The organism is Micromonospora sp. WMMA1976 (genome assembly GCF_027497335.1).
Classification (GTDB): Bacteria; Actinomycetota; Actinomycetes; order Mycobacteriales; family Micromonosporaceae; genus Micromonospora; species Micromonospora aurantiaca.
The window spans coordinates 2902962-2923725 of sequence record NZ_CP114912.1 but is presented as its reverse complement, the minus strand read 5'-3'; the positions used below and the strand labels follow the sequence as shown (position 1 = coordinate 2923725).

The following is a 20764-nucleotide window of genomic DNA, read 5'->3' as shown; positions in this document are numbered from 1 at the left end:
CGGCAGCCTAGCCCGGCCGGACCGCCGGACCGGTCAGCGCCGCTCGTCGCGGTAGACGGTCTCGCGGCGGGCCACCCGCTGGATCGCGTAGCTGGTGACCAGCAGCAACAACGCGAGCACCACCTCGACGCCGGCGACGGTGCCGGTGGCGACGGTGAGGCCGAGCAGCAGCAGGATCAGCCCGACGACGGCGAGCAGGCCCGCGAGCAGCAGCCGGTTACGCCGTCGCGCCGACCGCTGCGCGTCGTCTGCGCTCACGCTGGCCGCCTTCCTCCGGTTCCGTCTCCGATCCTAGGCGCCGGCCGTGGCCGGGGTGGCGGATCGCGGCGCCGGAACGGCCCAGGGCCGGACGCATGTGCGTCCGGCCCTGGGTGACGGCGGCGGTCAGTGGATCGGGACCGGCACCGGACGCTTGTCCTCGCCCGGGTCGCCGTCGAGCAGGTGCGAGGGCTCACGGCGGCGGGGCAGGAACGCGGCCGGAATGAAGGTCAGCAGCACCAGGCCGAAGGCGACCCAGAACGTGGTGGAGAAGGAGTTCGCCGCGTAGTCGAGCCCGCGCTCGATCAGCGACGGCGGCACCGGGAACTGCTGGATCAGTTCGGGCTGCTGCTGGGAGGCGATGGCGAGCTGGGCCTCGGTCAGCGGGGCGCCGGTGGCCGGGTCGGTGACGCCGGGGATCGGCCGCGAGCCGTTCAGCTCGCTGGTGAGGATGACCGACATGACCGCGGCGCCGACCGAGCCGCCGATCTGCTGGAGGATGTTGACGAGCGTCGAGCCGCGCGCCACCTCCGCCGCGCTGAGCGTCTTCAGCGCGGAGGTCATGATCGGCATCATCGTGCCGCCCATGCCGAGGCCCATCACGAACAGCGAGCCGCAGAGCAGCCAGTACGACGTGTCGGTGCCGAGCTGGGTGAAGGTGAAGAACCCGGCCGCGATGAGCACCAGCGCGAACGGCACCGTCCGGCCGACCGGCACCCGGTCGGCGAGCATGCCGGCGATCGGCATGGTCAGCATCGCGCCGATGCCCTGCGGCGCGATCAGCAGGCCCGCGGTCAGCGTCGTCTCGCCGCGCACCTGGAGGAAGTAGCTGGGGAACAGCAGGCCGGCGCCCATGAACGCGATGATGAACACGAACATGGTGACGGCGGCGATGGTCAGGTTGCGGTTACGGAACAGCCGCAGGTCGAGCAGCGGGTGCCGGGGCCGGAACGAGTAGAGCACGAAGGCGACCACGAGCGCGCCGCCGGCGAGCATCGGCAGCCAGACCTTGGTGTCGGCGACGGTGCCGGTCTCGGGCAGCGTGGAGATGCCGTAGAGGAACAGCGCGAGACCCGGCGAGAGCATGAGCATGCCGAGGAAGTCGAACGACTCGGACGGCTCGGCGTTGTCCTTCGGCAGGGCGAGCTGGGCGTAGACCAGCGCGACCACGCCGATCGGCAGGTTGATCAGGAAGATCCAGTGCCAGCTCGCGACGTCGATCAGCCAGCCGCCGAGGATCGGGCCGGTGATCGGGCCGAGCAGCATCGGGATGCCGAGCACCGCCATCAGGCGGCCGATGCGGTGCGGGCCGGCGGCCCTGGTCATGATCGTCATGCCGAGCGGCATGAGCATGCCGCCGCCGAGGCCCTGAACGACCCGCCAGGCGATCAGCTCGCCGATCGAGTCGGCCGTGGCGCACAGCCCGGAGCCGATGGTGAACAGCGCCAGCGCCACCATGTAGAGGCGTTTCGTGCCGAACCGGTCGGCGGCCCAGCCGCTGAGCGGGATCACCGTGGCGAGCGCGAGCGTGTACCCGGTCATGGTCCACGCGACGCGGGCGTACGTGGCGTCGAACTCGCTCTGGAACGTCGGCAGCGCCACGCTGACGACTGTCACGTCGAGGATCGACATGATCGCACCGAGCACGACGACGCCGGCCACCTTGAGTACGGCGGCGTCGAGTTTCGTCGACGTCGCTACGGGTTGCTGGGTCACTGACGGTCTCCTGGATCCGGTCCGGCACTGGGAGGCGGTGGCGGCGCCGCGCGCCGTCTGCGGAGCGCGGGCGGAACGCGCGGCGAGGCGACGTCCGGGCGACAGCGTAGCCATGACCTGGGACGAGACGCGGCCGGTTTTGCCGACGGGAGAACCGCGGCGGCACCCGAACCGGCCGCGCCACCGGCCCCGATCTGCTCGACCGGCTCGCGGAAAGGGCTGGTGCGCGCCGGTTCGCCGGCCTTGTCGGGGCGAGGCCGGCGGGCGCGACCGTGACGAAGGTCATGCCCCACACCGCCACCTCGTGGGGCAGGCCGCTCAGCCCAGGCCGGCCATCAGGTCGACCTCGGCCGTACGCGAGCGGTCGATGCGGCGGGCGAGGTCGCGTACCCGCTCGGCGGTCCCGGCGGCGACCTGGGCGCGGGCCAGGTCGGCCGCGGTGCGCTGGTGCCGGCTGAGCACGTCGAGCAGCACCCGGTCGGCGTCGGCGGGCGTGGCGGCGCGCAGCCGGGCCAGTCCGGCGGCGGCCTCGCTGTGCCCGGAGTGATCGTGCCGGGCGGCCGCGGCGGCGGCCGACGGGCCTGCGTCGCGCAGCCATCCGCGCATGGTGGCCAGTTCGTCGGTCTCGGTGGCCCGGACGGCGGCGATGAGCGTGCGGACGCGCGGGTCGGTGGCGCGGTCGAGGCCGAGCCGGACGATCTCCAGCGTCTGCTCGGTGTGCGCCACCATCATGGCCAGGAACAGCGCGTCGATCCCACTGATCGTGGCGTCCGCGCCGCCCGGGACCGAGGCCGTGGCGGGCGGGACCGGTGGGGACGGATCGGCGGTCGGCGGCCCGCCGCACCCGGTCAGGGCCAGCACCACGCCGAGCAGGGTGGCGGCGGACGCGCGGCGGAGCCGGGGACCGGCCGGCTCCGCCGCGCGGGTACGCGGGCTCAGATCTGCTGCCACAGCGCCGGTACGTTCGGCGGCTCCCAGCCGGCGATGGCGGTGTGCGCCTGGCGGCAGCGGTAGCTGCGGCCGTCGTAGGTCACCGTGTCACCGACCTGGTACGCCCGCCCGGCGGTCCACGTACCGCCCGGCGCCGGGGTGCTGGTCCGGGTGGGCGTGGGCGAGGGCGCGGGGGTGGTGGGCACCGCGGTCGGGGTGGGTGACGGGGTCGGGTTGCCGCCTCCGCCGCCGATCTGGAGGTCGACGCAGGAGTAGAACGCGTTGGCGGTGTCGGAGATGTTCCAGATCGCGAGCAGCTTCTGCCGGCCGGAGAAGCCGCCGAGGTTGACCGTGTGCGAGACGGTCGCGCCGGGCTGGCGTCCCCCGCCGTCGACCACGGCGACCCGGGTGCCGCCGATCCAGTACTCCCAGTTGGCGGTGGCGTGCCGGGCGGTGTTGACCCAGGTGAACGTGACGCTGCTGCCGACCGCTGTGGCCGGCCAGTTGCGGCTGTCGTCGTTGAGGACCGCGAACTGGGCGATGCCGGCGTGGCAGCTGCGCAGGCCCTTGGGGCCCTCGACGCTCTGCGGCTCGTACTTGATCTGACCGCAGTCGGGCACCCGGTTCTGCGCGCAGAGCGCCTGGCGGCTGGGCGGCGAGGAGACGTAGCCGTGGGCCTGCGCGGGCGCGGCGAGCGCCAGCGTCCCGGTGACGGCACCGGCGGTGAGCAGCGGGAGGGTGATTCTTCGGCGCATGGTGGCAACTCCTTCGGGGGGAACGGAAGGTGCCCCGAACATAAATTAAACATTGTTAACAGTAAAGACTCCTGTCTATAAATTAAGCCCTGCACACCCGGGCGCCGGGCGTATGATCCTGATCGATGGCTCGCCGCGCGGAGCCGATCGTCGTTCGTGGGCATCCCGCCGCCGTCGCGGCTCCGGGAGGACGACGCAGAACCGGGCATCTCCCCGTCGTTCCACTCCCCGAAGGACATCCCCGGATGAGAAGACCCACTGCGTTCGCGGCCGGCCTGCTGCTGCTCGCCACCGCGCTCGGCACCGCCGGCGGACCGGCCGCCGCCGAACCCACCGACCCGGTCACCGTCATCGTGAACACCCGCGCCGGGCTGGCCACCGTCCCGGCCACCGCGCTCGGCGTCAACCACGCCATCTGGGACTCGCAGCTCGGCAGCGCCGAGACGTCCGACCTGCTCAAGGCCGCGGGCGTGAAGATGCTGCGCTACCCCGGCGGCTCGTACGCCGACATCTACCACTGGGAGACGCACACCGCGCCCGGCGGCTACGTCGCGCCGAACACCGACTTCGACACGTTCATGGCCGGCGCCCGCCGCGTCGGCGCCGAGCCCATGATCATCGCGAACTACGGCACCGGCACACCCGCCGAGGCGGCGGCCTGGGTCCGCTACGCCAACGTCACAAAGGGCTACGGCGCCAAGTGGTGGACCGTCGGCAACGAGAACTACGGCAACGGCCACTACGGCTCGGCCTGGGAGGCCGACGACCACCCGGACAAGAGCGCCGCCCAGTACGCGCGGCTGGTGGTCGAGTACGCCGACGCGATGAAGGCGGTCGACCCGAGCATCAAGGTCGGCGCGGTGCTCACCATGCCCGGCAACTGGCCGGACGGCATCACCGCCGGATCGGATCCGGGGCCGTGGAACCAGACCGTGCTGTCCATCGCCGGCCCGAAGATCGACTTCGTGGACGTGCACTGGTACCCGGGCGGCAGCGCGGCCGACTCGCTGGCCCGCACCAACCACCTGCCCGACGCGGCCTGGCTGCTGCGCCAGCAGATCGCCCGGTACGCCGGCACCGGCGCGGACCGGATCGGGATCAGCCTCACCGAGCTGAACGTGGACGCCGGCCGCACCACCGCACCGGGCGCGCTGTTCCTGGCCGACGCCTACAGCGGCCTGCTGGAGCAGGGCGTGTTCACCGTGCAGTGGTGGAACGTGCACAACGGCATCGGCACCGTCTCCGAGGTGGCCGGGCAGACCGACTACGGCGACTTCGGGCTGCTGTCCAGCGGCAACTGCACCAGCGACGGCGAGGTGTGCCAGCCGGCGTTCAACACGCCGTTCGCGCCGTACCACGCGTTGTCCATGATGAACCTGTTCGTCCGGCCCGGGGACCAACTGGTCCGGGCCGGGACGGACGAGCCGCTGGTCGCCGCGCACGCGGTACGCCGGCCGGACGGCAGCGTCGCGGTCCTGCTGCTCAACAAGGACCCGGACAACGCCCACCCGGTGGCGCTCGACTACGCCGGGTTCACCCCGGCCGACGAGGCGCCGACGGTGCACACGCTCACCAACGGCGCGACCGGGATCAGCACCGGCCGCTCGGGCGACGCGAGCACCCGCACGCTGCCGCCGTACTCGCTGACCACGCTCGTGCTGCGACCGGCCGGCAGCTCGGCCGGGCGGCCCGGCGCCCCGGGCCGGCCGACGGCGAGCGCGGTGACCGACCGCGCGGCGACCATCTCCTGGCCGGCGGCCACGCCGGGCGCGTCCCCGATCGCCAAGTACGAGGTGCACCGGCAGTACGGCGCGGTGAGCGAGCAGCTCGGCGAGACCGCCGGCACGTCGCTGACGGTGCGCAACCTCGAACCGGGCGCCCGCTACACGGTCAACGTGCTGGCCCGGGACACCGCCGGGCGGGTCTCCTGGTCGTCGCCGCCGCTGACGTTCGCCACCGGCAGCCCCGCCGAGAGCTCCTGCGCGGTGCGGTTCAACGACGACAACGACTGGGGCAACGGGTACGTGGCGAACGTCGAGGTCATCAACACGGGCGCGAAGGCCGTCGACGGCTGGACGCTCACCTGGACCTGGCCGACCGCCTGGCAGCGGGTGAGCAGCGGGTGGAGCGCCACCTGGGACCAGCAGGGCCGCACCGTCCGGGTGACGCCCACCGCCGACAACCGGCGGCTCGCCGCCGACGGCGGCAGCACGACCGTCGGCTTCGTCGGCGCGTACAGCGGGCCGAACGTGCCGCCGGGGGCGTTCCGCCTCAACGGCACGGTCTGCACGGTGCGCTGAGGCGCCCTCAACCGCGGCCGGGTGGCCGCAGCCGTACGTCGGCCGCCGCCGGGACCTTCGGGTTCCGGCGGCGGCCGGCCCGGCGCGGCGCGGGCACCACGTGCGGGCGCACCGGCCCGGACGGGAGCACGGGCGGTTCCGGCACGGCCGTCGGCAGGACGGCCAGGATCGCCACGAGCAGCACCACCGCGACGACACCGTCGAGCCAGTAGTGGTTGCCGGTGATCACCACCACGAGCGCTGTCGCCAGCGGGTGGAGCAGCCAGAGCCAGCGGCGGCGTCCGGTGGTGACCGCCATCAGCGCCAGCGCGATCGCCAGCGCCCAGCCCACGTGCAGCGACGGCATGGCCGCGTACTGGTTGCTGAGCTGGTCGGTGTCGGGAGGTCCGTAGACGCTCGGGCCGAACCGGGTGCCGGTGTCGACCATTCCGGTGAGCGCGGTCAGCCGGGGCGGCGCGAGCGGAACGCAGACGTGCAGCACCAGCGCCACCGCCGTGAGCGACGCCAGGGCGCGGCGCAGCCGCAGGTAGTGGGCCGGGCGGCGCAGCCAGAGCCAGACCAGGCAGAGCACGGTGGCCGGGAAGTGCACGTAGGCGTAGTACGAGTTGGCGACACGTACCAGCAGCTCGTGCGACAGCAGCGGCCCCTGCACGAGCATCTCGTCGGGCAGGCGCAGCAGCCGTTCCAGCCGCCAGACCCACTCGCCGTTGGCCAGGGCCACCTCGGCGTGCCCGGCCACCACCTGCCGGCCCGCCTTGTAGGCCAGGAAGAGCACGGCGACGAGCGCCAGCTCACGCGCGGCCCGCTGCCATGCGGCGAGACGGGTGGGCGCGGTCCGCGTGACGTCCACGGCTCCTCCTTCGGTCGTCCCCGCATGGGCCAGGGCCGCCGCCGGGGTCGGCGACGGCCCTGGGGGTACGGGCTCAGCGGCGGGTGCGTTCCTCCCGGCCGGCCGAGTCCACGCTCACCTCGTCGAAGGCGGGCGCGCCGTCGACGGCGTCCGCTCCCACCGCCACCGATCGGCCGGTGTCCGGCAGATCGAGGCTGGAACGCAGGGTGACCGGACGCAGCAGCAGCGCCGCCACGATACCCACCACCGCGATGGCGGCCGAGATCAGGAAGATGTGCCCCGTTGCGTCCCCGTACGCGGCCCGCACGATCTGCCGTACCGGCTCGGGCAGCGCGTCGAGGTTGAGCGTGCTGCCGCCGCCTCCGCCGGTGGTGGGGATGCCCGCCGCGGCGAGGTCGTGAGTGATCCGGTCGCTGACCCGGCGGGCGAGCACCGCGCCGAGCACCGACACGCCGATGGTGCCGCCGAGCGAGCGGAAGAACGCGACGCTGGCGCTGGCCGCGCCGATGTCCTTGAGCGCGACGGTGTTCTGCACCGCGAGCACCAGGTTCTGCATGGTCATGCCGACACCGACGCCGACGATGAACATCGCGATGCCGACGAAGACCAGCGAGGTCTCGTGGTCGATGGTGCCGAGCATGGCGAACCCGATGACCAGCACGACCGCCCCGAACACGATGTACGGCTTGATCCTCCCGGTGGCCGTGATCATCCGGCCGGCCACGATCGAGGAGATCAGCACACCGGCCATCATCGGGATGGTGAGCAGGCCGGCCTCGGTCGGGCTGTAGCCGCGGCCGATCTGGAAGTACTGGCCCAGGAAGACCGCGCCGCCGAACATCGCCATGCCGACCGCGAGGCTGCCCAGGATCGCCAGCGCGGTGGTGCGCTCCCGGACGATGTGCAGCGGCACCACCGGCTCGGCGGCCCGCGCCTCCACCCAGACGGCGAGCGCGAGCAGCAGCACCGAGCCGCCGACCATGGCGCCGGTCTGCCAGGACAGCCAGGCGAACGAGTCGTCGACGAACGAGATCCAGATCAGCAGCACGCTGACGCCGGCGGCGATGAGCGTGGCGCCCAGATAGTCGATCTTGACGTTGTCCCGGCGCACGGTGGGCAGGTTCAGGGTGATCTGCAGCAGGAACAGCGCGACGGCCGCGACCGGTACGCCGACGAAGAAGCACCAGCGCCAGCCGAGCCAGGAGGTGTCCACGATGAGGCCGCCCAGCAGCGGGCCGCCGACGGTGGCCAGCGCCATGACGCCGCCCAGGTAGCCGTTGTAGCGGCCCCGCTCACGCGGCGGGATCATGGCCGCGATGGCGACCTGCACGAGCGCCTGGAGGCCGCCGACGCCGATGCCCTGGAAGGCGCGGGCGGCGATGAGCTGCCCGGCGCTCTGCGCGAAGCCGGCCGCGATCGACCCGACCAGGAACACCACGATGGCGATCTGGATCAGCAGCTTCTTGTTGAACAGGTCGGCCAGCTTGCCCCAGATCGGGGTGGTCGCGGTGGCGGTGAGCAGGGTGGCGGTGACCACCCAGGTGTACTGCGTCTGCGAGCCGTTGAGCGCTCCGATGATCTTCGGCAGGGCCGTCGAGACCACGGTGCTGCTCAGCATGGCCACGAAGAGCACCAGCAGCAGACCGCTGAGTGCCTCCAGCGTCTTGCGCTTGCTCATCGGGGCGGCCTCAGCCGTCATGGTGGGTGCGCTCATGCGCGCGTCCTCCAGGTGTGTCGATACGGGGGTGGCCGCTTCGTTGCCTCAAGCAATCAACACTAAACCTTGCCCGGTAGGCAAGTTTGCCCATTGAGAAATCGGTCACCTACGCTGGCTGTCATGGAGGAGTGCACCGGGCTGCGGGAGCGGAAGAAGGCGGCCACCCGCCTGGCGCTGCACGAGGCGGCGCTGTCCCTCGCCGTCGAGCACGGGCCCGACCGGATCACCGTCGAGGCGATCGCCGACGCCGCGAACGTCTCCCGGCGGACGTTCTCCAACTACTTCGGCGGCAAGGAGGAGGCCCTCTTCCACGGTGACACGCTGCGGTTGCGCCGGCTCCTCAGGCTCGTCGCGGAACAACCGGCCGAGCTGTCGCCGTGGGCGGCGCTGACCCGGGCCGCCCTGGCCCAGGCCGAGGACGGCTACGACGACCCGGCGGAGCCCTGGCTCAGCCGGCGCCGCCGGCTGCACGGCCACCCGAGCCTCGCCGCCCACCAGGTCGGCGCGTACGCGGCCCTGGAGCGGGAGATGGCCGCGGAGCTGGCCCGCCGGCTGACCGGACCGGACGCGGTGCTGCGGGCCCGGATCGTCGCGGCGACCTTCCTCGCGTCCCTGCGGATCGCCGCCCACGAGTGGCTGGAGCACCCGGGGCGGTCGTTGCGCGACGTGCTGCGCGACGTGCTCGCCCTGGCCGCCCCCACGGGGGGCTGAGCGCGCCGCTCGCCCGTCGGACCGGTGGAATGGCCGGCGAAAGCAGCACCCCGCCTGACCTGGGCTGACACACTCGCCCGGTGGGTGGCGACCGGTGGCGCAAAGGGCTCGGGCCGGCGACCGGCGTCGCCCCCGCCACCCGGGTCGACCGGTTCGAGATCTTCTTCGACCTCGTCTTCGTGGTGTCCTTCTTCATCATCACGCGCGCCACCGCCGCCAACGTGACCCCAGGCGAGCTGCTGCACGCGCTACTGGTGCTCGCGGTGCTCTGGTGGTGCTGGGTGGTGCACAGCGCGGTCGCCGCCCGGCTGCGCCTGGGCGAGGGCTTCGTGCCGATCCTCATGGTGGTCGGCATGATCGCACTGTTCACGTTCGCGCTCGCGCTGCCGCAGACGTTCGGCGACCTGGACAAGGGCAGCGCCGGCCCGATCCTGGTCACCATCAGCTACGTGGTGATCCGGTTCGTGCACACCTCCCTGTACTGGTACGCCACGCGCGACGACCCGCCGGCCCGGCGCAAGCTGCGGCTGTTCCTGCCGGAGGCGCTGCTCTCGGCCGGCCTGCTGCTGGTGGCGGCGCTGCTGCCGCCGCGCGTGTCCCCGGAGGTCGGCCCGTGGCTGCGCGACGGACTGTGGATCGCGGTGGTCGCCATCCAGTACAGCAGTGGCCTGCTGGCCGGCACCGACGGCTGGAAGATCACCTCGGCCGAGCACTGGACCGAACGGTACGACCTCATCCTGATCATCGCGCTCGGCGAGTCGGTCATCTCGGTCGGCGTCGGCGGCAACCTGCTCGGCCAGCCCGTGACCTGGCCGGCCATCCCGGCGGCGATCTTCGGCATCCTGTTCACCGCGGCGCTCTGGTGGGCGCACTTCGACATGATCGGCCCGGCCGCCCGGATCGCGCTGCACGCCGCCCAGGGGCACACGCGGGTGACGCTCGCCCGCGACGCGTACGCCTACCTCTACCTGCCCATGATCGCCGGGGTGATCCTGTTCGCGATCGGCGCCGAGGAACTGGTCCGCATCGTCACCGACCCGGCCGGCGGCCCGATGGAGCGCGGCCACGGACCGGCGGTGCCGCTGCTCTTCGGTGGTGTGCTCGTCTACTTCGCCGCGAACATGGCGTTCCAGTGGCGCGCGCTGCGGACGCTGTCCTGGACCCGGGTCGGCACCGTGGTGCTGCTCGCCGCGGCGCTGCCGGTCGGCCGCCACCTGCCGGCGCTCGGCGCGCTGGGTCTGCTCACCGCGATCTGCGTGGCGCTCGTGGCGGCCGAACTGGTGATCTTCGCCGACTCCCGGGTCGCGTTGCGCCGGCTGATGCACGAGGAGAAGGCCAGCGCCGAGGAGAGCGAGGCCGCCTGGCGGTCCCGCTGGCGCGACGGGGGCGACAGCGCCCCACAGCGACCTTGACACAGGCCCTAGAGTCTCCGCGTGATCGAGATCGTCACCGAGGTCGACCTGTTCCACCCGCCCGCCCGGACCTGGCGGGCGCTCACGGAACGTGCGCTGCTGGCCAAGTGGTTCGCCGACAGCGCGCCCGGGTCCGACAGGTGGATCCTCGCCACCGCCGCGCTGCCCGGCTACGACGGCGACACCGAGGTGGAGACCGTCGAGTTGCGCGCGCCGCACCGGCTGGTGGTCCGCTGCCGGGAGGCCGGCCGGGCCACCCGGCTCGCCTGCGACCTCACCCCCACCGCGCACGGCACCCGGCTGTCGGTCCGCGAGGTGCTCGAGGAGGGCGACTGGGACGCCGACGCCCGCGCCGAGCAGCACGAGCAGGCGGTCACCGGACGACTGCCCGCGATCCTCGACTGGCTGGCGTTCCAGAACGTCGACCTGCGCCGCGCCGAGGGCGGCCTGACCGCCGAACTGCCTGTGGTCCGGCTGCTCGGCGACGACCAGCGCCGGTCCGGGCGGCGCCGGGTGCTGCTGGCGGTCGGCGCGGTGACGCTGATCGCCGCCGCGGCCGGGGCGACGGTGTGGGCCACCGCCGGCGAGCCACCCGCACCGGCCGCGCCGGCCCCGACGGGGTCGCTGGTCATGCCGTCCAGCGCCACGCCGTCGGCCCGGCCCACTACCGCGCGACCCACGCCCAGCGCCAGCCGCCGCAGCGCGTCGCCCTCGCCGACACCGTCGCCCACCCCCAGCCGTACGCCGAGCGCGACGCCCTCGACGGTGGCGGCGGCACCGCTGAGCGCCACCTACGAGACGGTCACCGACCGGGTCTTCGGCTACCGGGGTCAGGTGGTGCTGCGCAATCCCGGCCCGTCACAACGTCCCACCTGGACGGTCACCGTGACGCTGCACGACGGCGCCACAGTGGGCAGTGTGAGCGGCGCCGAGGCCACCCAGGACGGCACCGTGGTCACGTTCACCGGGAGCGCGTTGCCGGGCGGCGAGTCCGCCACCATCCGCTTCGACGTCCGCGACCCCGACCCCTCACACAACGCCCCCGCCGCCTGCACCGCCGACAACACCCCCTGCACCCCCGCCTGACTCCTCCCTCTCCCCCTCCCGCCCGCACCCCTGAACCGCGTCGATCATGAGGTTAGGCCGCGGATTCGTCCGCATTGAATGCGGTCAACTTCATGATCGACCCAGCCTGGGGCGGGTGGGCGGTGCGCGAGTGGGCGTGAGGTGGGCGTGACGGCTGGTTCGGTGGGTGCGGAAATGGGTTGTTGAGTGCTTGGGAGCGCTCCCGTAACATCCCTGACGCGGCTGTTAACGCTCACAAAACAATCGCCACCGCCAATGCCAGAGCCGCCGCCCCCGCAGGAGGTCAATTCATGTCCAGATCCAGGTCAGTCAATGCCATATTGGCGTCGGCCGGCGCCGCACTGCTCGCGTCGGCGTCGGTCGCCGTGGCGCAGTTGCCCGCTGGGGCCGCAGCCGCGGGCTGCTCGGTGAACTACGCGATCTCGTCCCAGTGGCAGGGTGGCTTCGGCGCCAACGTCACCATCACGAACCTCGGCGACCCGGTGTCGAGCTGGACGCTCACGTGGTCGTTCGGCGCCGGGCAGACGGTGACCCAGTCGTGGAACACGAGCCTGACCCAGAGCGGGTCCGCTGTCACCGCGCGCAACGTCGACTACAACGGGTCGATCCCGACGAACGGCAACACGTCGTTCGGCTTCAACGGCTCCTGGACCAGCAGCAACCCGGTGCCGACCAGCTTCGCGCTCAACGGGGTGACCTGCACCGGCGGCACCACCACGCCGACCGGTAGCCCGACCGGCACACCCACCACCGCGCCACCCACCACGGCGCCGCCGACCACCGCGCCGCCCACGACGCCGCCGCCGGGCAACACCTGCAGCCTGCCGTCGTCGTACCGGTGGTCCTCGACCGGTGCGTTGGCGCAGCCGCGTTCGGGGTGGGTGTCGTTGAAGGACTTCACGGTGGTGCCGTACAACGGGCAGCACCTGGTCTACGCCACCACGCACGACACCGGGTCGTCGTGGGGGTCGATGAACTTCGGTCTGTTCTCGAACTGGTCGCAGATGGCCTCCGCCAGCCAGAACGCGATGTCGTCGGGGACTGTGGCGCCGACGTTGTTCTACTTCGCGCCGCGCAACATCTGGGTGCTCGCCTACCAGTGGGGGCCGACCGCGTTCTCCTACCGCACCTCGACGAATCCGACGAACCCGAACGGCTGGTCCTCGGCGCAGCCGCTGTTCACCGGCAGCATCTCCGGTTCCGGCACCGGCCCGATCGACCAGACCCTGATCGCCGACGACCAGAACATGTACCTGTTCTTCGCCGGTGACAACGGCAAGATCTACCGCTCCAGCATGCCGATCGGGAACTTCCCCGGCAGCTTCGGCTCCAACTACACCACCATCATGAGCGACTCGACGAACAACCTGTTCGAAGCCGTGCAGGTCTACAAACTCCAGGGCCAGACCCGCTACCTCATGATCGTCGAGGCCATCGGCTCCCAGGGCCGCTACTTCCGCTCCTTCACCGCCACCAGCCTGGGCGGATCGTGGACCCCGCAGGCCGCCACCGAGTCCAACCCGTTCGCCGGCAAGGCCAACAGCGGCGCCACCTGGACCAACGACATCAGCCACGGCGAACTCATCCGCACCACCGCCGACCAGACCTTCACCGTCGACCCCTGCAACCTCCAACTGCTCTACCAGGGCCGCTCCCCCAACTCCGGCGGCGACTACGGCCTCCTGCCCTACCGACCCGGACTGCTCACCCTCCAGCGCTGAGCCGGCCGATCGAGGAGAGAGAGGTCCGATGAGAAGGCACAGAACGACCCGTACCGCGGTGTTGTCGGCCGGGGCCGTCCTGCTGGCGTCGACCGCGATGGCCGCGGCGCTGCCGGCCGGGGCGGCGGCCGCCGGCTGTGCGGTCACCTACGCCGTGTCGTCGCAGTGGCAGGGCGGCTTCGGCGCGAACGTGACGGTCACCAACCTGGGTGATCCGGTCAACGGCTGGACGCTCACCTGGTCCTACGCCGCCGGCCAGACCGTCACCCAGGCGTGGAACGCCACGGTGACCCAGAGCGGAGCGGCGGTCAGCGCCCGCAACGTCGACTACAACGGGTCCATCCCCACGAACGGCAGCACGTCGTTCGGGTTCAACGGGGCCTGGACCAGCAGCAACCCCGCGCCGACGAGCTTCGCGCTCAACGGGGTGACCTGCACCGGTGGCACGACGCCGACGTCGCCGTCCACCTCGCCGTCCACGTCGCCGACGAGTTCGCCGACCACCTCACCGAGCAGCCCGCCGCCCACCGGGGCGGCGGACATCACCGTCAACACCGCCAGCCGCTACCAGACCATCGACGGGTTCGGCGCCGCCGTGTCGATCTGGGGCGGCGCCTGGTCGACGGCCGAGACGCAGACGCTCGTCGGGCTCGGCCCCAACCAGCTCGGCCTGTCCATCGTGCGTACCGGCATCTCGCCGGTGTCCGGCGAGTGGGGAACCCAGGTCAGCGCGCTGCGCACGGCGAAGTCGTACGGGTCGAACGTGAAGATCATGGCGTCGCCGTGGACCGCCCCGGCGGCCTGGAAGACGAACAACAGCCGGATCAACGGCGGCAAGCTGCGCACCGACTACTACGACGACTACGCAGGCCACCTCAACAGCTACGTCCAGTACATGCGCAACCAGGGCGTGACGATCGACGTCACGTCCGTGCAGAACGAGCCGGACTGGCACCCGGACTACGACTCGATGGACTGGAGCGGCACCGAACTCCAGACCTTCGTGCGGGAGCAGGGCGCCAAGGTGCAGAACACCAAGCTGATGGTCGCCGAGGCGGTGAACCTGAACTACAGCTACACAGACCCGACGCTCAACGACGCGGCGGCCCGCAACAACATCGGCTACATCGGCGGTCACCTCTACGGCACCGAGGCGTCCGGCCGGCTGAAGCCGTACACGCTGGCGCAGCAGTACAACAAGCCGGTGTGGATGACCGAGTGGAACCTGCACGAGGCCGACGGCGGCGGCTCCAACATCTGGGGCAACCCGGCCAACGCCGCGGCCTGGAACGAGACGCTCGACGACATCATGCGCACCGTGCACAAGTCGATGGAGTCGAACTGGAGCGCGTACGTCTGGTGGTACGGCAAGCGCTACTACTCGTTCATCGGTGACGGCGAGTCCGCGTACGGCACCGTGGCGGGCGCGCCGCTCAAGCGCGGGTACGCGTTCTCGCAGTACGCGAAGTACGTGCGGCCCGGCTACCAGCGGGTCGCCCTGACCAAGAGCTCGAAGGCGTCGCCGCTGGAGGTGACCGCCTATTCCGGCGACGGGAAGGTCACGCTGGTGATCCTCAACCGGTCCACCAGCGCGGTGAACAACGCGATCATCCAGGCGCCGCAGAACGTCAGCCGGGCGGAGTACGTGGCCACGTCGCAGAACGCCAGCGCGGCGAGCCAGCCGGTCGGCGTGAACGGCAACCAGGTCACCGTGAACGTCGGCGCGCGGAGCATCTCCACCGTCGTGCTCACCCTCTGACCGGGGACACGAACAAGGGCGGGGGCGGCCGGACCGGCCGCCCCCGCTCGTGTGACCTGCTAGCTGGCGTACGTCTCGAACTCGCCGACTCTCGGCGTACCGCTGGAGCTGTTGATCTTGAAGTTGATCTTCTTCAGCGAGGTCGCGCCGAAGGTGATCTGGCCGGCCCCGCCGCCGGAGGCCAGCACCGCGCCGTTGTCGTTGTTGACGAGCTGCCAGGACCCGATCGAACCCGAGGTGCCCGACGGCTCGCGGATGACCACGCGGGACACGGTGGTGGCCGAGCCCCACTTGATCGAGACGGTGCCGGTCGACCCGGACGGCGACCAGTACGTGCTCAGGTTGCCGTCGCGCACGTTGCCGTAGCTGGTGCCGTCGGCCTTGCTGGACCCGTCCGCGCCGGCGCCGGAGAGCAGACTCAGGTTGGTCCCGCCGGACGGCGGCGGGGTGGTCGTCCCGGGCGGCGGCGTGGTGGGTGCGGGCGTGGTCGGCCCGGGCGTGGTCGGCGCCGGGGACTGCGGCGTGCAGTTGCCGTCGGACACCCGCAGGCCGGTGTTGGCGCCCGCCGTCTGCCGCACGATGTCCGGCACGCAGCTCGCCGCGTCGAGCCGGTACGAGTACGGAACGCTGACGGTGGTCGTGGACGTCACGTTCGGCCCCGCCGGGTAGTTGTCGCTCCCGGGCGAGGACCAGGTCACGTTGTCGAAGATGTTGCCGCTGACCTGCCAGGTGCCGCGCTCGCTGGTGTAGAACGTGCCGAGCACGTCCTTGGAGTTGCGGAAGTAGTTGTTGTCCACCTTGGCCCGCGCGCCGGCGCGGGAGTTGATGCCCGACTCGTGCAGCCCGGTGTAGTGGTTGTTGAACATGTGGGCGATGCCGCCGCGCAGCAGCGGCGTACGGGAGTCGATGTTCTCGTACAGGTTGTGCTCGAACGTGATGTAGCCGTTGCCGCGGTCGCTCTCACTCGATCCGATGAGGCCACCCCGGCCGGAGTTGCGCAGGATGCTGTACGACAGCGTCACGTACTGGGTGTCGTCCTTCATGTCGAACAGGCCGTCGTAGCCCTCCGACTCCCCGCCGGACGCCTCCAGCGTGACGTGGTCGACCCAGACGTTGCGGACGCTGCTCTCCATGCCGATCGCGTCGCCGCCGTTGGAGGTGGGCGAGCCGGACTTCTTGACGTTGCGCACCGTCACGTTGCGGATGATGATGTTGCGGGAGTCGCGGATGTGGATGCCGAGCTGGTCGAACACCGCGCCGCTGCCCACGCCGATGATGGTGACGTTGCTGATCTGCTTGAGCTCGATCACGCCGTCCGCGGTGTTGCAGCTCGATCCGGAGACCTTGCTGGTGTTGCCGTGGTTGATGGTCCCGGTCACCTCGATGATGATCGGGGTGCTGCTGCTGGCCCGGCCACACAGCGCGGCGTGGATGGCGGTGCCGGTCGTGGCGCGTACGGTCTGGCCGCCCGCGCCGCCGGTGGTGCCGCCGTTCTGGGTGGCGTAGCCGGTGGCACTTCCGGCCGCCGCCGACGCCTGCGGGGACGGCAGTACCACGGCGACGGCGATACCGACGGCCGCCGTGGCCAGTGCCGCGGAGAGTCGCAGCGCGACTGTTCTTCTCATGTCGCCTCATTCCTTTTTCGAGCATGCGGGAATTGCCGCCGAGCAGCGGCAGTCACCGAATGGGAATAATGCGGAGCCGCGACGCGATCAGGCGCGCCGCCAGCGAATGTGGTTCATCTGCGATGCCCGGCCCGCACATGAAACATCGATGTAACGCAATCGTATGAAAGCGCTTTCCAGGAAGGCAAGAGCTGGCGTTTGCAGGTTTTTTGCACTACTCCGGCCACCGGGCGCGGGAGGGCGCCGCCTTGACGGGACGCGAGATCGATGATTGCCTGCACCCCACCCTGGCATCGAAGTTTGTCTACCTCATGCCCCCACGAGGAGCGTCATGCCCCATTCCCGCAGGACCCGCCCGCTCGCGGCGGTCGCCGGCGTCGTCGCCGCCGTGTTGGCCGCCTCGCCGGCACCCGCCGCACCACTGACGGCCCCGGCGGCCACCGAGAACACGTGGAGCGCCGACCTCACTGCCGTCGACTCCGACGACGTCAACGTCCGCTGGACCGGCACGGAACTCCGCCTCGCCGACCCGGCCCACCGACCCGCGGCCCGGCACGGCATCGCGGCCGAGGGCACGCTCGTCGTCACGCCGCATTCGCTCGCCGTACCGGCCAACCGGGTCCGCGCCGACATCGTCGCGACACCCGGCCCCGACGGCGCCGTCGAGGTGGCGGCGCGCGGCTGGCGATCGGGCGGGTGGACCGAGTGGCGCTCCGCCGCCGGCGGCGCCGTCTTCGACCAGCCGGTCACCCGGGTGCAGATCCGCGTCGCGCTCACCGCCGGCCGGCCGGCCGCCGCGCCCGCCCTGCGCCGGGTGCGGCTCACCGCCGACTCGGTCGCCGCCGTCACGGCAGCCACCCCGGGCCTCACCTACCGGGTGTACGCCACCCGCGAGGGCCTGGTCGGCGGCACCACCGCCAACGGGCACGTGATCGTCTCCCGGGACCACTTCGTCGCGCTGCCCTCGTTCCGGGGCCTCGCGCCGAAGAACACCGGCGACTACACCGTGCGGGTCTGCACCACCACCCGCAGCCGCTGCGAGTACGCGCCGGTCTGGGACGTCGGACCGTGGAACACCAGGGACGACTACTGGAACCCCAGCAGCACCCGGGAGATGTGGAAGGACCTGCCGCAGGGCCGGCCCGAGGCGCAGGCGGCGTACCAGAGCGGCTACAACGGAGGGCGGGACCAGTTCGGACGGGTGGTCGGCAGCCCGGCCGGCATCGACCTCGCCGACGGCACGTTCTGGGACGGCCTGCTGCTGACCGACAACGCCTGGGTCGACGTCGCCTACCTCTGGACCGGCACCGGCACCCGGGGCCGGATCGGCAGCGGCCCGCTCAACATCCGCTCCGGCCCCAGCACGAGCAACCCCGTCGTCGGGCTGGCCGCCACGTACGCCGACGTGCCGATCGAGTGCTCCGTCACCGGCCAGTCGGTGAGCGGCCCGTACCGGACCACCAGCCAGTGGAACCGCCTCGCGTCAGGACACTTCGTCAGCCACGCGTACGTCTCCAGCGTGACCGGCACCATCGCGGCCTGCTGAGGCCGGCTCGCCCGGGGCGTGCGCCGGCACCGCGCCGCCCCGGGTGCGCTGGATGAGCACCACGCAGGCCAGCACCGCGCCCGCCACCACCAGCGCGCCGGGCGTGACCGCCTCACCGAGCAGCACCGCCGACCAGATCAGCGTGAGCACCGGCTGGACGAGCTGGATCTGCCCCACCTTGGCGATACCGCCCCGGGCCAGCCCGGCGTACCAGGCGAAGAAGCCCAGGAACATCGACACCACTGTGAGGTAGCCGAACCCGGTCCAGGCGGCGGCGCCGCCCTGCGGCGGGTGGACGAGAGCGGCCACCGCCGTGACCGGCACGGTGACCGGGAGCGACAGCAGCAACGCCCAGCAGATCGTCCGGGCACCGCCGAGTTCGCGGGCCAGCCGGCCGCCCTCGGCGTACCCGAGTCCGCAGAGCACCACGGCGGCGAGCAGGAACAGGTCGGCGGCCGACAGGGCGCCGCGCATCGAGCCGCTCGCGGCGAGGAACGCGAGCACCAGCGCCAGGCCGGCGGCACCGGCGAGCCAGAACAGCGGCGGCGGCCGTTCACCGGCACGCAGCACCGCGAACACGGCGGTCATGGCGGGCAGCACGGTGACGACCACGGCGCCGTGCGCTGATGTCTGTGTGGTGAGCGCGAGCGAGGTGAACAGCGGGAAGCCGACCACGACGCCTAGCGCGACGATCGACAGCCGTCGCCACTGGTCCCGGGTGGGGCGTGGCGCACCGGTCAGCCGCAGGTAGGCCCACGCGAGCAGCGCCGCGCCGACTGCCCGTCCGAACGCGACGAACCAGGGGTCGAGTGTGTGCACCGCGACGCGGGTGGCCGGCAGCGACATGCTGAAGGCCAGTACGCCCAGCGCGCCGAGGGCGATCCCGGCGCCCGGTCTCACCGTTACCGTCGTCGGTGCAGTAGCGCTACTCTGTTCCGTCATGAACGATGGTAGCGCTATCGACCGTGTGGTCCGGCATCTGGGTGCGCTGGCGGCTGACGCCGCGCCCGGCACGCGGCTGCCGTCGGTACGGGAGCTGACCGCGCACCATCACGTCTCCCCCGTCACGGTCGCCGAGGCGACCCGGCGGCTCGTCGCGGACGGGCTGGTCGAGACACGTCCGGGCCGCGGCGCGTACGTAGCGGCCCGCCGAGCCGACTCACCGCGGGCGGACCTGTCGTGGCAGACAGTCGCGCTCGGCTCGCGGCGGGGCGGCGAGGAGGAGATGCAGGCGCTGCTGGCGCTACCGCCGTCGGGCGCGATCCCGCTGACCGGCGGCTACCTGGACCCGGACCTCCAGCCGGCCGCCGCGCTCGGTGCGGCGCTCGCCCGGGCGTCCCGGCAGCCCGCCGCGTGGCAGCGCGGCCCGGTCGAGGGACGCGCCGACCTGCGCGCCTGGTTCGCCCGCGAGGCGGGTGGCGGCCTGCGCGCCGAGGACATGGTGATCTGCCCGGGCGGGCAGGCCGCGCTCTCCTCCACGCTGCGGGCGCTCACCGTCCCCGGGGACACGGTGCTGGTCGAGTCGCCCACCTACCTGGGCGCGCTCGCCGCCGCGCGCGCCGCCGGGCTGCGGGTGGTGCCCGTCCCCGCCGACACCGACGGGGTACGCCCCGACCAGCTCACCGCCGCGTTCGCCCGTACCGGCGCCCGCCTGTTCTACTGCCAGCCCTTGTACGCCAACCCGCACGGCGCGACCCTGTCCGCCGCCCGGCGTGGCGAGGTGGCGGAGGCGGTGCGCGAGGCCGGGGCGTTCTTGGTCGAGGACGACTACGCCCGCGACCTCGCCATCGACGGCGAGGCCCCGCCGCCACTGGCCGCCGACGACCCGGACGGACACGTCGTCTACCTGCGCTCGCTGACCAAGTCCACAGCGCCCGGCCTGCGCATCGCCGCGATCGGCGCGCGCGGGCCGGCCGGGGCGCGACTGCGCGCCGCCCGCCTGCTCGACGACCTCTTCGTGGCCGGGCCGCTGCAACAGGCCACAGTCGAATTCCTCAGCGCGCCGGCCTGGGACCGGCACCGCCGCAGCCTGCGCGTACAGCTGCGCGCCCGACGGGAGGCGCTGCTCGCCGCGCTGGACCGGCACCTGCCGTCGCTGACCCCGCGCGCCGTCCCGCGCGGTGGCCTGCACCTGTGGATACGCCTGCCCGACAACACCGACGACGTAGCGGTGACAGCGGCGGCCGCGGCAGCGGGGGTGACCGTCTTCCCCGGCCGCCCCTGGTACGCGGCAGAACCCCCCGCACCCCACCTGCGCCTGACCTACGCCGCCGCCCCTCCCGAGCAGATGGACGAGGCGATCCGCCGCCTCTCCACCACCCTCCCCCACTGACCACGGCAACGGCTCACACCACCGTCGATCTTGGACTTGTGGTGCC

The 20764-nt window shown here is 72.1% G+C and carries 16 protein-coding genes; 8 read left to right on the top strand and 8 right to left on the bottom strand.

Annotated features, from left to right (window positions below):
• Positions 1-33 precede the first annotated feature (33 nt).
• The 4 genes from O7546_RS13495 to O7546_RS13480 all read right to left on the bottom strand — a co-directional run bounded on the left by O7546_RS13495 (position 34) and on the right by O7546_RS13480 (position 3659).
• The gene (locus O7546_RS13495) at positions 34-258 is read right to left on the bottom strand and encodes a hypothetical protein (protein ID WP_013286169.1); all 225 of its coding nucleotides are present in this window, start codon (positions 256-258) and stop codon (positions 34-36) included.
• Between the two features lie 126 nt (positions 259-384).
• Positions 385-1974, bottom strand: coding sequence for a DHA2 family efflux MFS transporter permease subunit (locus O7546_RS13490; protein ID WP_194802412.1), 1590 nt, complete (start codon positions 1972-1974; stop codon positions 385-387).
• Positions 1975-2292: 318 nt separating this feature from the next.
• A complete protein-coding gene (locus O7546_RS13485; RefSeq protein WP_281600991.1) occupies positions 2293-2925 on the bottom strand; it encodes a DUF305 domain-containing protein in 633 nt (210 codons plus the stop codon).
• Positions 2910-3659 (bottom strand): lytic polysaccharide monooxygenase, encoded by a 750-nt coding sequence (locus O7546_RS13480; protein ID WP_281600990.1) that lies wholly within the window; start codon positions 3657-3659, stop codon positions 2910-2912. The genes O7546_RS13485 and O7546_RS13480 overlap by 16 nt, the downstream gene beginning before the upstream one ends.
• 245 nt (positions 3660-3904) lie before the next feature.
• Here O7546_RS13480 and O7546_RS13475 point away from each other — a divergent pair, with 245 nt between their 5' ends.
• Positions 3905-5959: a cellulose binding domain-containing protein gene (locus O7546_RS13475; protein WP_281600989.1), complete on the top strand. Its 2055-nt coding sequence runs from the start codon at positions 3905-3907 to the stop codon at positions 5957-5959.
• A 7-nt stretch (positions 5960-5966) separates the two neighbouring features.
• Here O7546_RS13475 and O7546_RS13470 read toward each other — a convergent pair whose 3' ends face one another.
• Both O7546_RS13470 and O7546_RS13465 read right to left on the bottom strand, forming a co-directional pair.
• Positions 5967-6809 carry a phosphatase PAP2 family protein gene (locus O7546_RS13470; RefSeq protein ID WP_194802409.1) on the bottom strand — a complete coding sequence of 281 codons (843 nt, stop codon included), beginning with the start codon at positions 6807-6809 and terminating at the stop codon, positions 5967-5969.
• Between the two features lie 73 nt (positions 6810-6882).
• A complete protein-coding gene (locus tag O7546_RS13465) occupies positions 6883-8523 on the bottom strand; it encodes an MDR family MFS transporter (protein ID WP_269696894.1) in 1641 nt (546 codons plus the stop codon).
• Between the two features lie 123 nt (positions 8524-8646).
• Between O7546_RS13465 and O7546_RS13460 the strand changes: the two genes are divergently transcribed.
• The 5 genes from O7546_RS13460 (at position 8647) to O7546_RS13440 (ending at position 15215) form a co-directional block, all read left to right on the top strand.
• The gene (locus O7546_RS13460; protein ID WP_194802407.1) at positions 8647-9237 is read left to right on the top strand and encodes a TetR family transcriptional regulator; all 591 of its coding nucleotides are present in this window, start codon (positions 8647-8649) and stop codon (positions 9235-9237) included.
• Between the two features lie 80 nt (positions 9238-9317).
• Positions 9318-10649, top strand: a complete 1332-nt coding sequence (locus tag O7546_RS13455; RefSeq protein WP_281600988.1) for a low temperature requirement protein A — start codon at positions 9318-9320, stop codon at positions 10647-10649.
• Between the two features lie 21 nt (positions 10650-10670).
• The gene (locus O7546_RS13450) at positions 10671-11735 is read left to right on the top strand and encodes an SRPBCC domain-containing protein (RefSeq protein WP_281600987.1); all 1065 of its coding nucleotides are present in this window, start codon (positions 10671-10673) and stop codon (positions 11733-11735) included.
• A 290-nt stretch (positions 11736-12025) separates the two neighbouring features.
• Positions 12026-13456 (top strand): non-reducing end alpha-L-arabinofuranosidase family hydrolase, encoded by a 1431-nt coding sequence (locus O7546_RS13445; RefSeq protein ID WP_281600986.1) that lies wholly within the window; start codon positions 12026-12028, stop codon positions 13454-13456.
• Positions 13457-13484: 28 nt separating this feature from the next.
• Positions 13485-15215 carry a cellulose binding domain-containing protein gene (locus tag O7546_RS13440; RefSeq protein WP_194801546.1) on the top strand — a complete coding sequence of 577 codons (1731 nt, stop codon included), beginning with the start codon at positions 13485-13487 and terminating at the stop codon, positions 15213-15215.
• A gap of 59 nt (positions 15216-15274) precedes the next feature.
• Here O7546_RS13440 and O7546_RS13435 read toward each other — a convergent pair whose 3' ends face one another.
• On the bottom strand, positions 15275-16840 hold the full coding sequence (locus tag O7546_RS13435; protein ID WP_281600985.1) for a pectate lyase: 1566 nt from the start codon (positions 16838-16840) through the stop codon (positions 15275-15277).
• A gap of 331 nt (positions 16841-17171) precedes the next feature.
• Here O7546_RS13435 and O7546_RS13430 point away from each other — a divergent pair, with 331 nt between their 5' ends.
• Positions 17172-18386 (top strand): hypothetical protein, encoded by a 1215-nt coding sequence (locus O7546_RS13430; protein WP_269696890.1) that lies wholly within the window; start codon positions 17172-17174, stop codon positions 18384-18386.
• Here the strand turns inward: O7546_RS13430 and O7546_RS13425 are convergent.
• Positions 18324-19286 (bottom strand): DMT family transporter, encoded by a 963-nt coding sequence (locus O7546_RS13425; RefSeq protein WP_281600984.1) that lies wholly within the window; start codon positions 19284-19286, stop codon positions 18324-18326. The two genes, O7546_RS13430 and O7546_RS13425, sit on opposite strands and share 63 nt — an antisense overlap.
• 40 nt (positions 19287-19326) lie before the next feature.
• Here O7546_RS13425 and O7546_RS13420 point away from each other — a divergent pair, with 40 nt between their 5' ends.
• Positions 19327-20718: a PLP-dependent aminotransferase family protein gene (locus O7546_RS13420; protein WP_281600983.1), complete on the top strand. Its 1392-nt coding sequence runs from the start codon at positions 19327-19329 to the stop codon at positions 20716-20718.
• Positions 20719-20764: the final 46 nt, after the last annotated feature.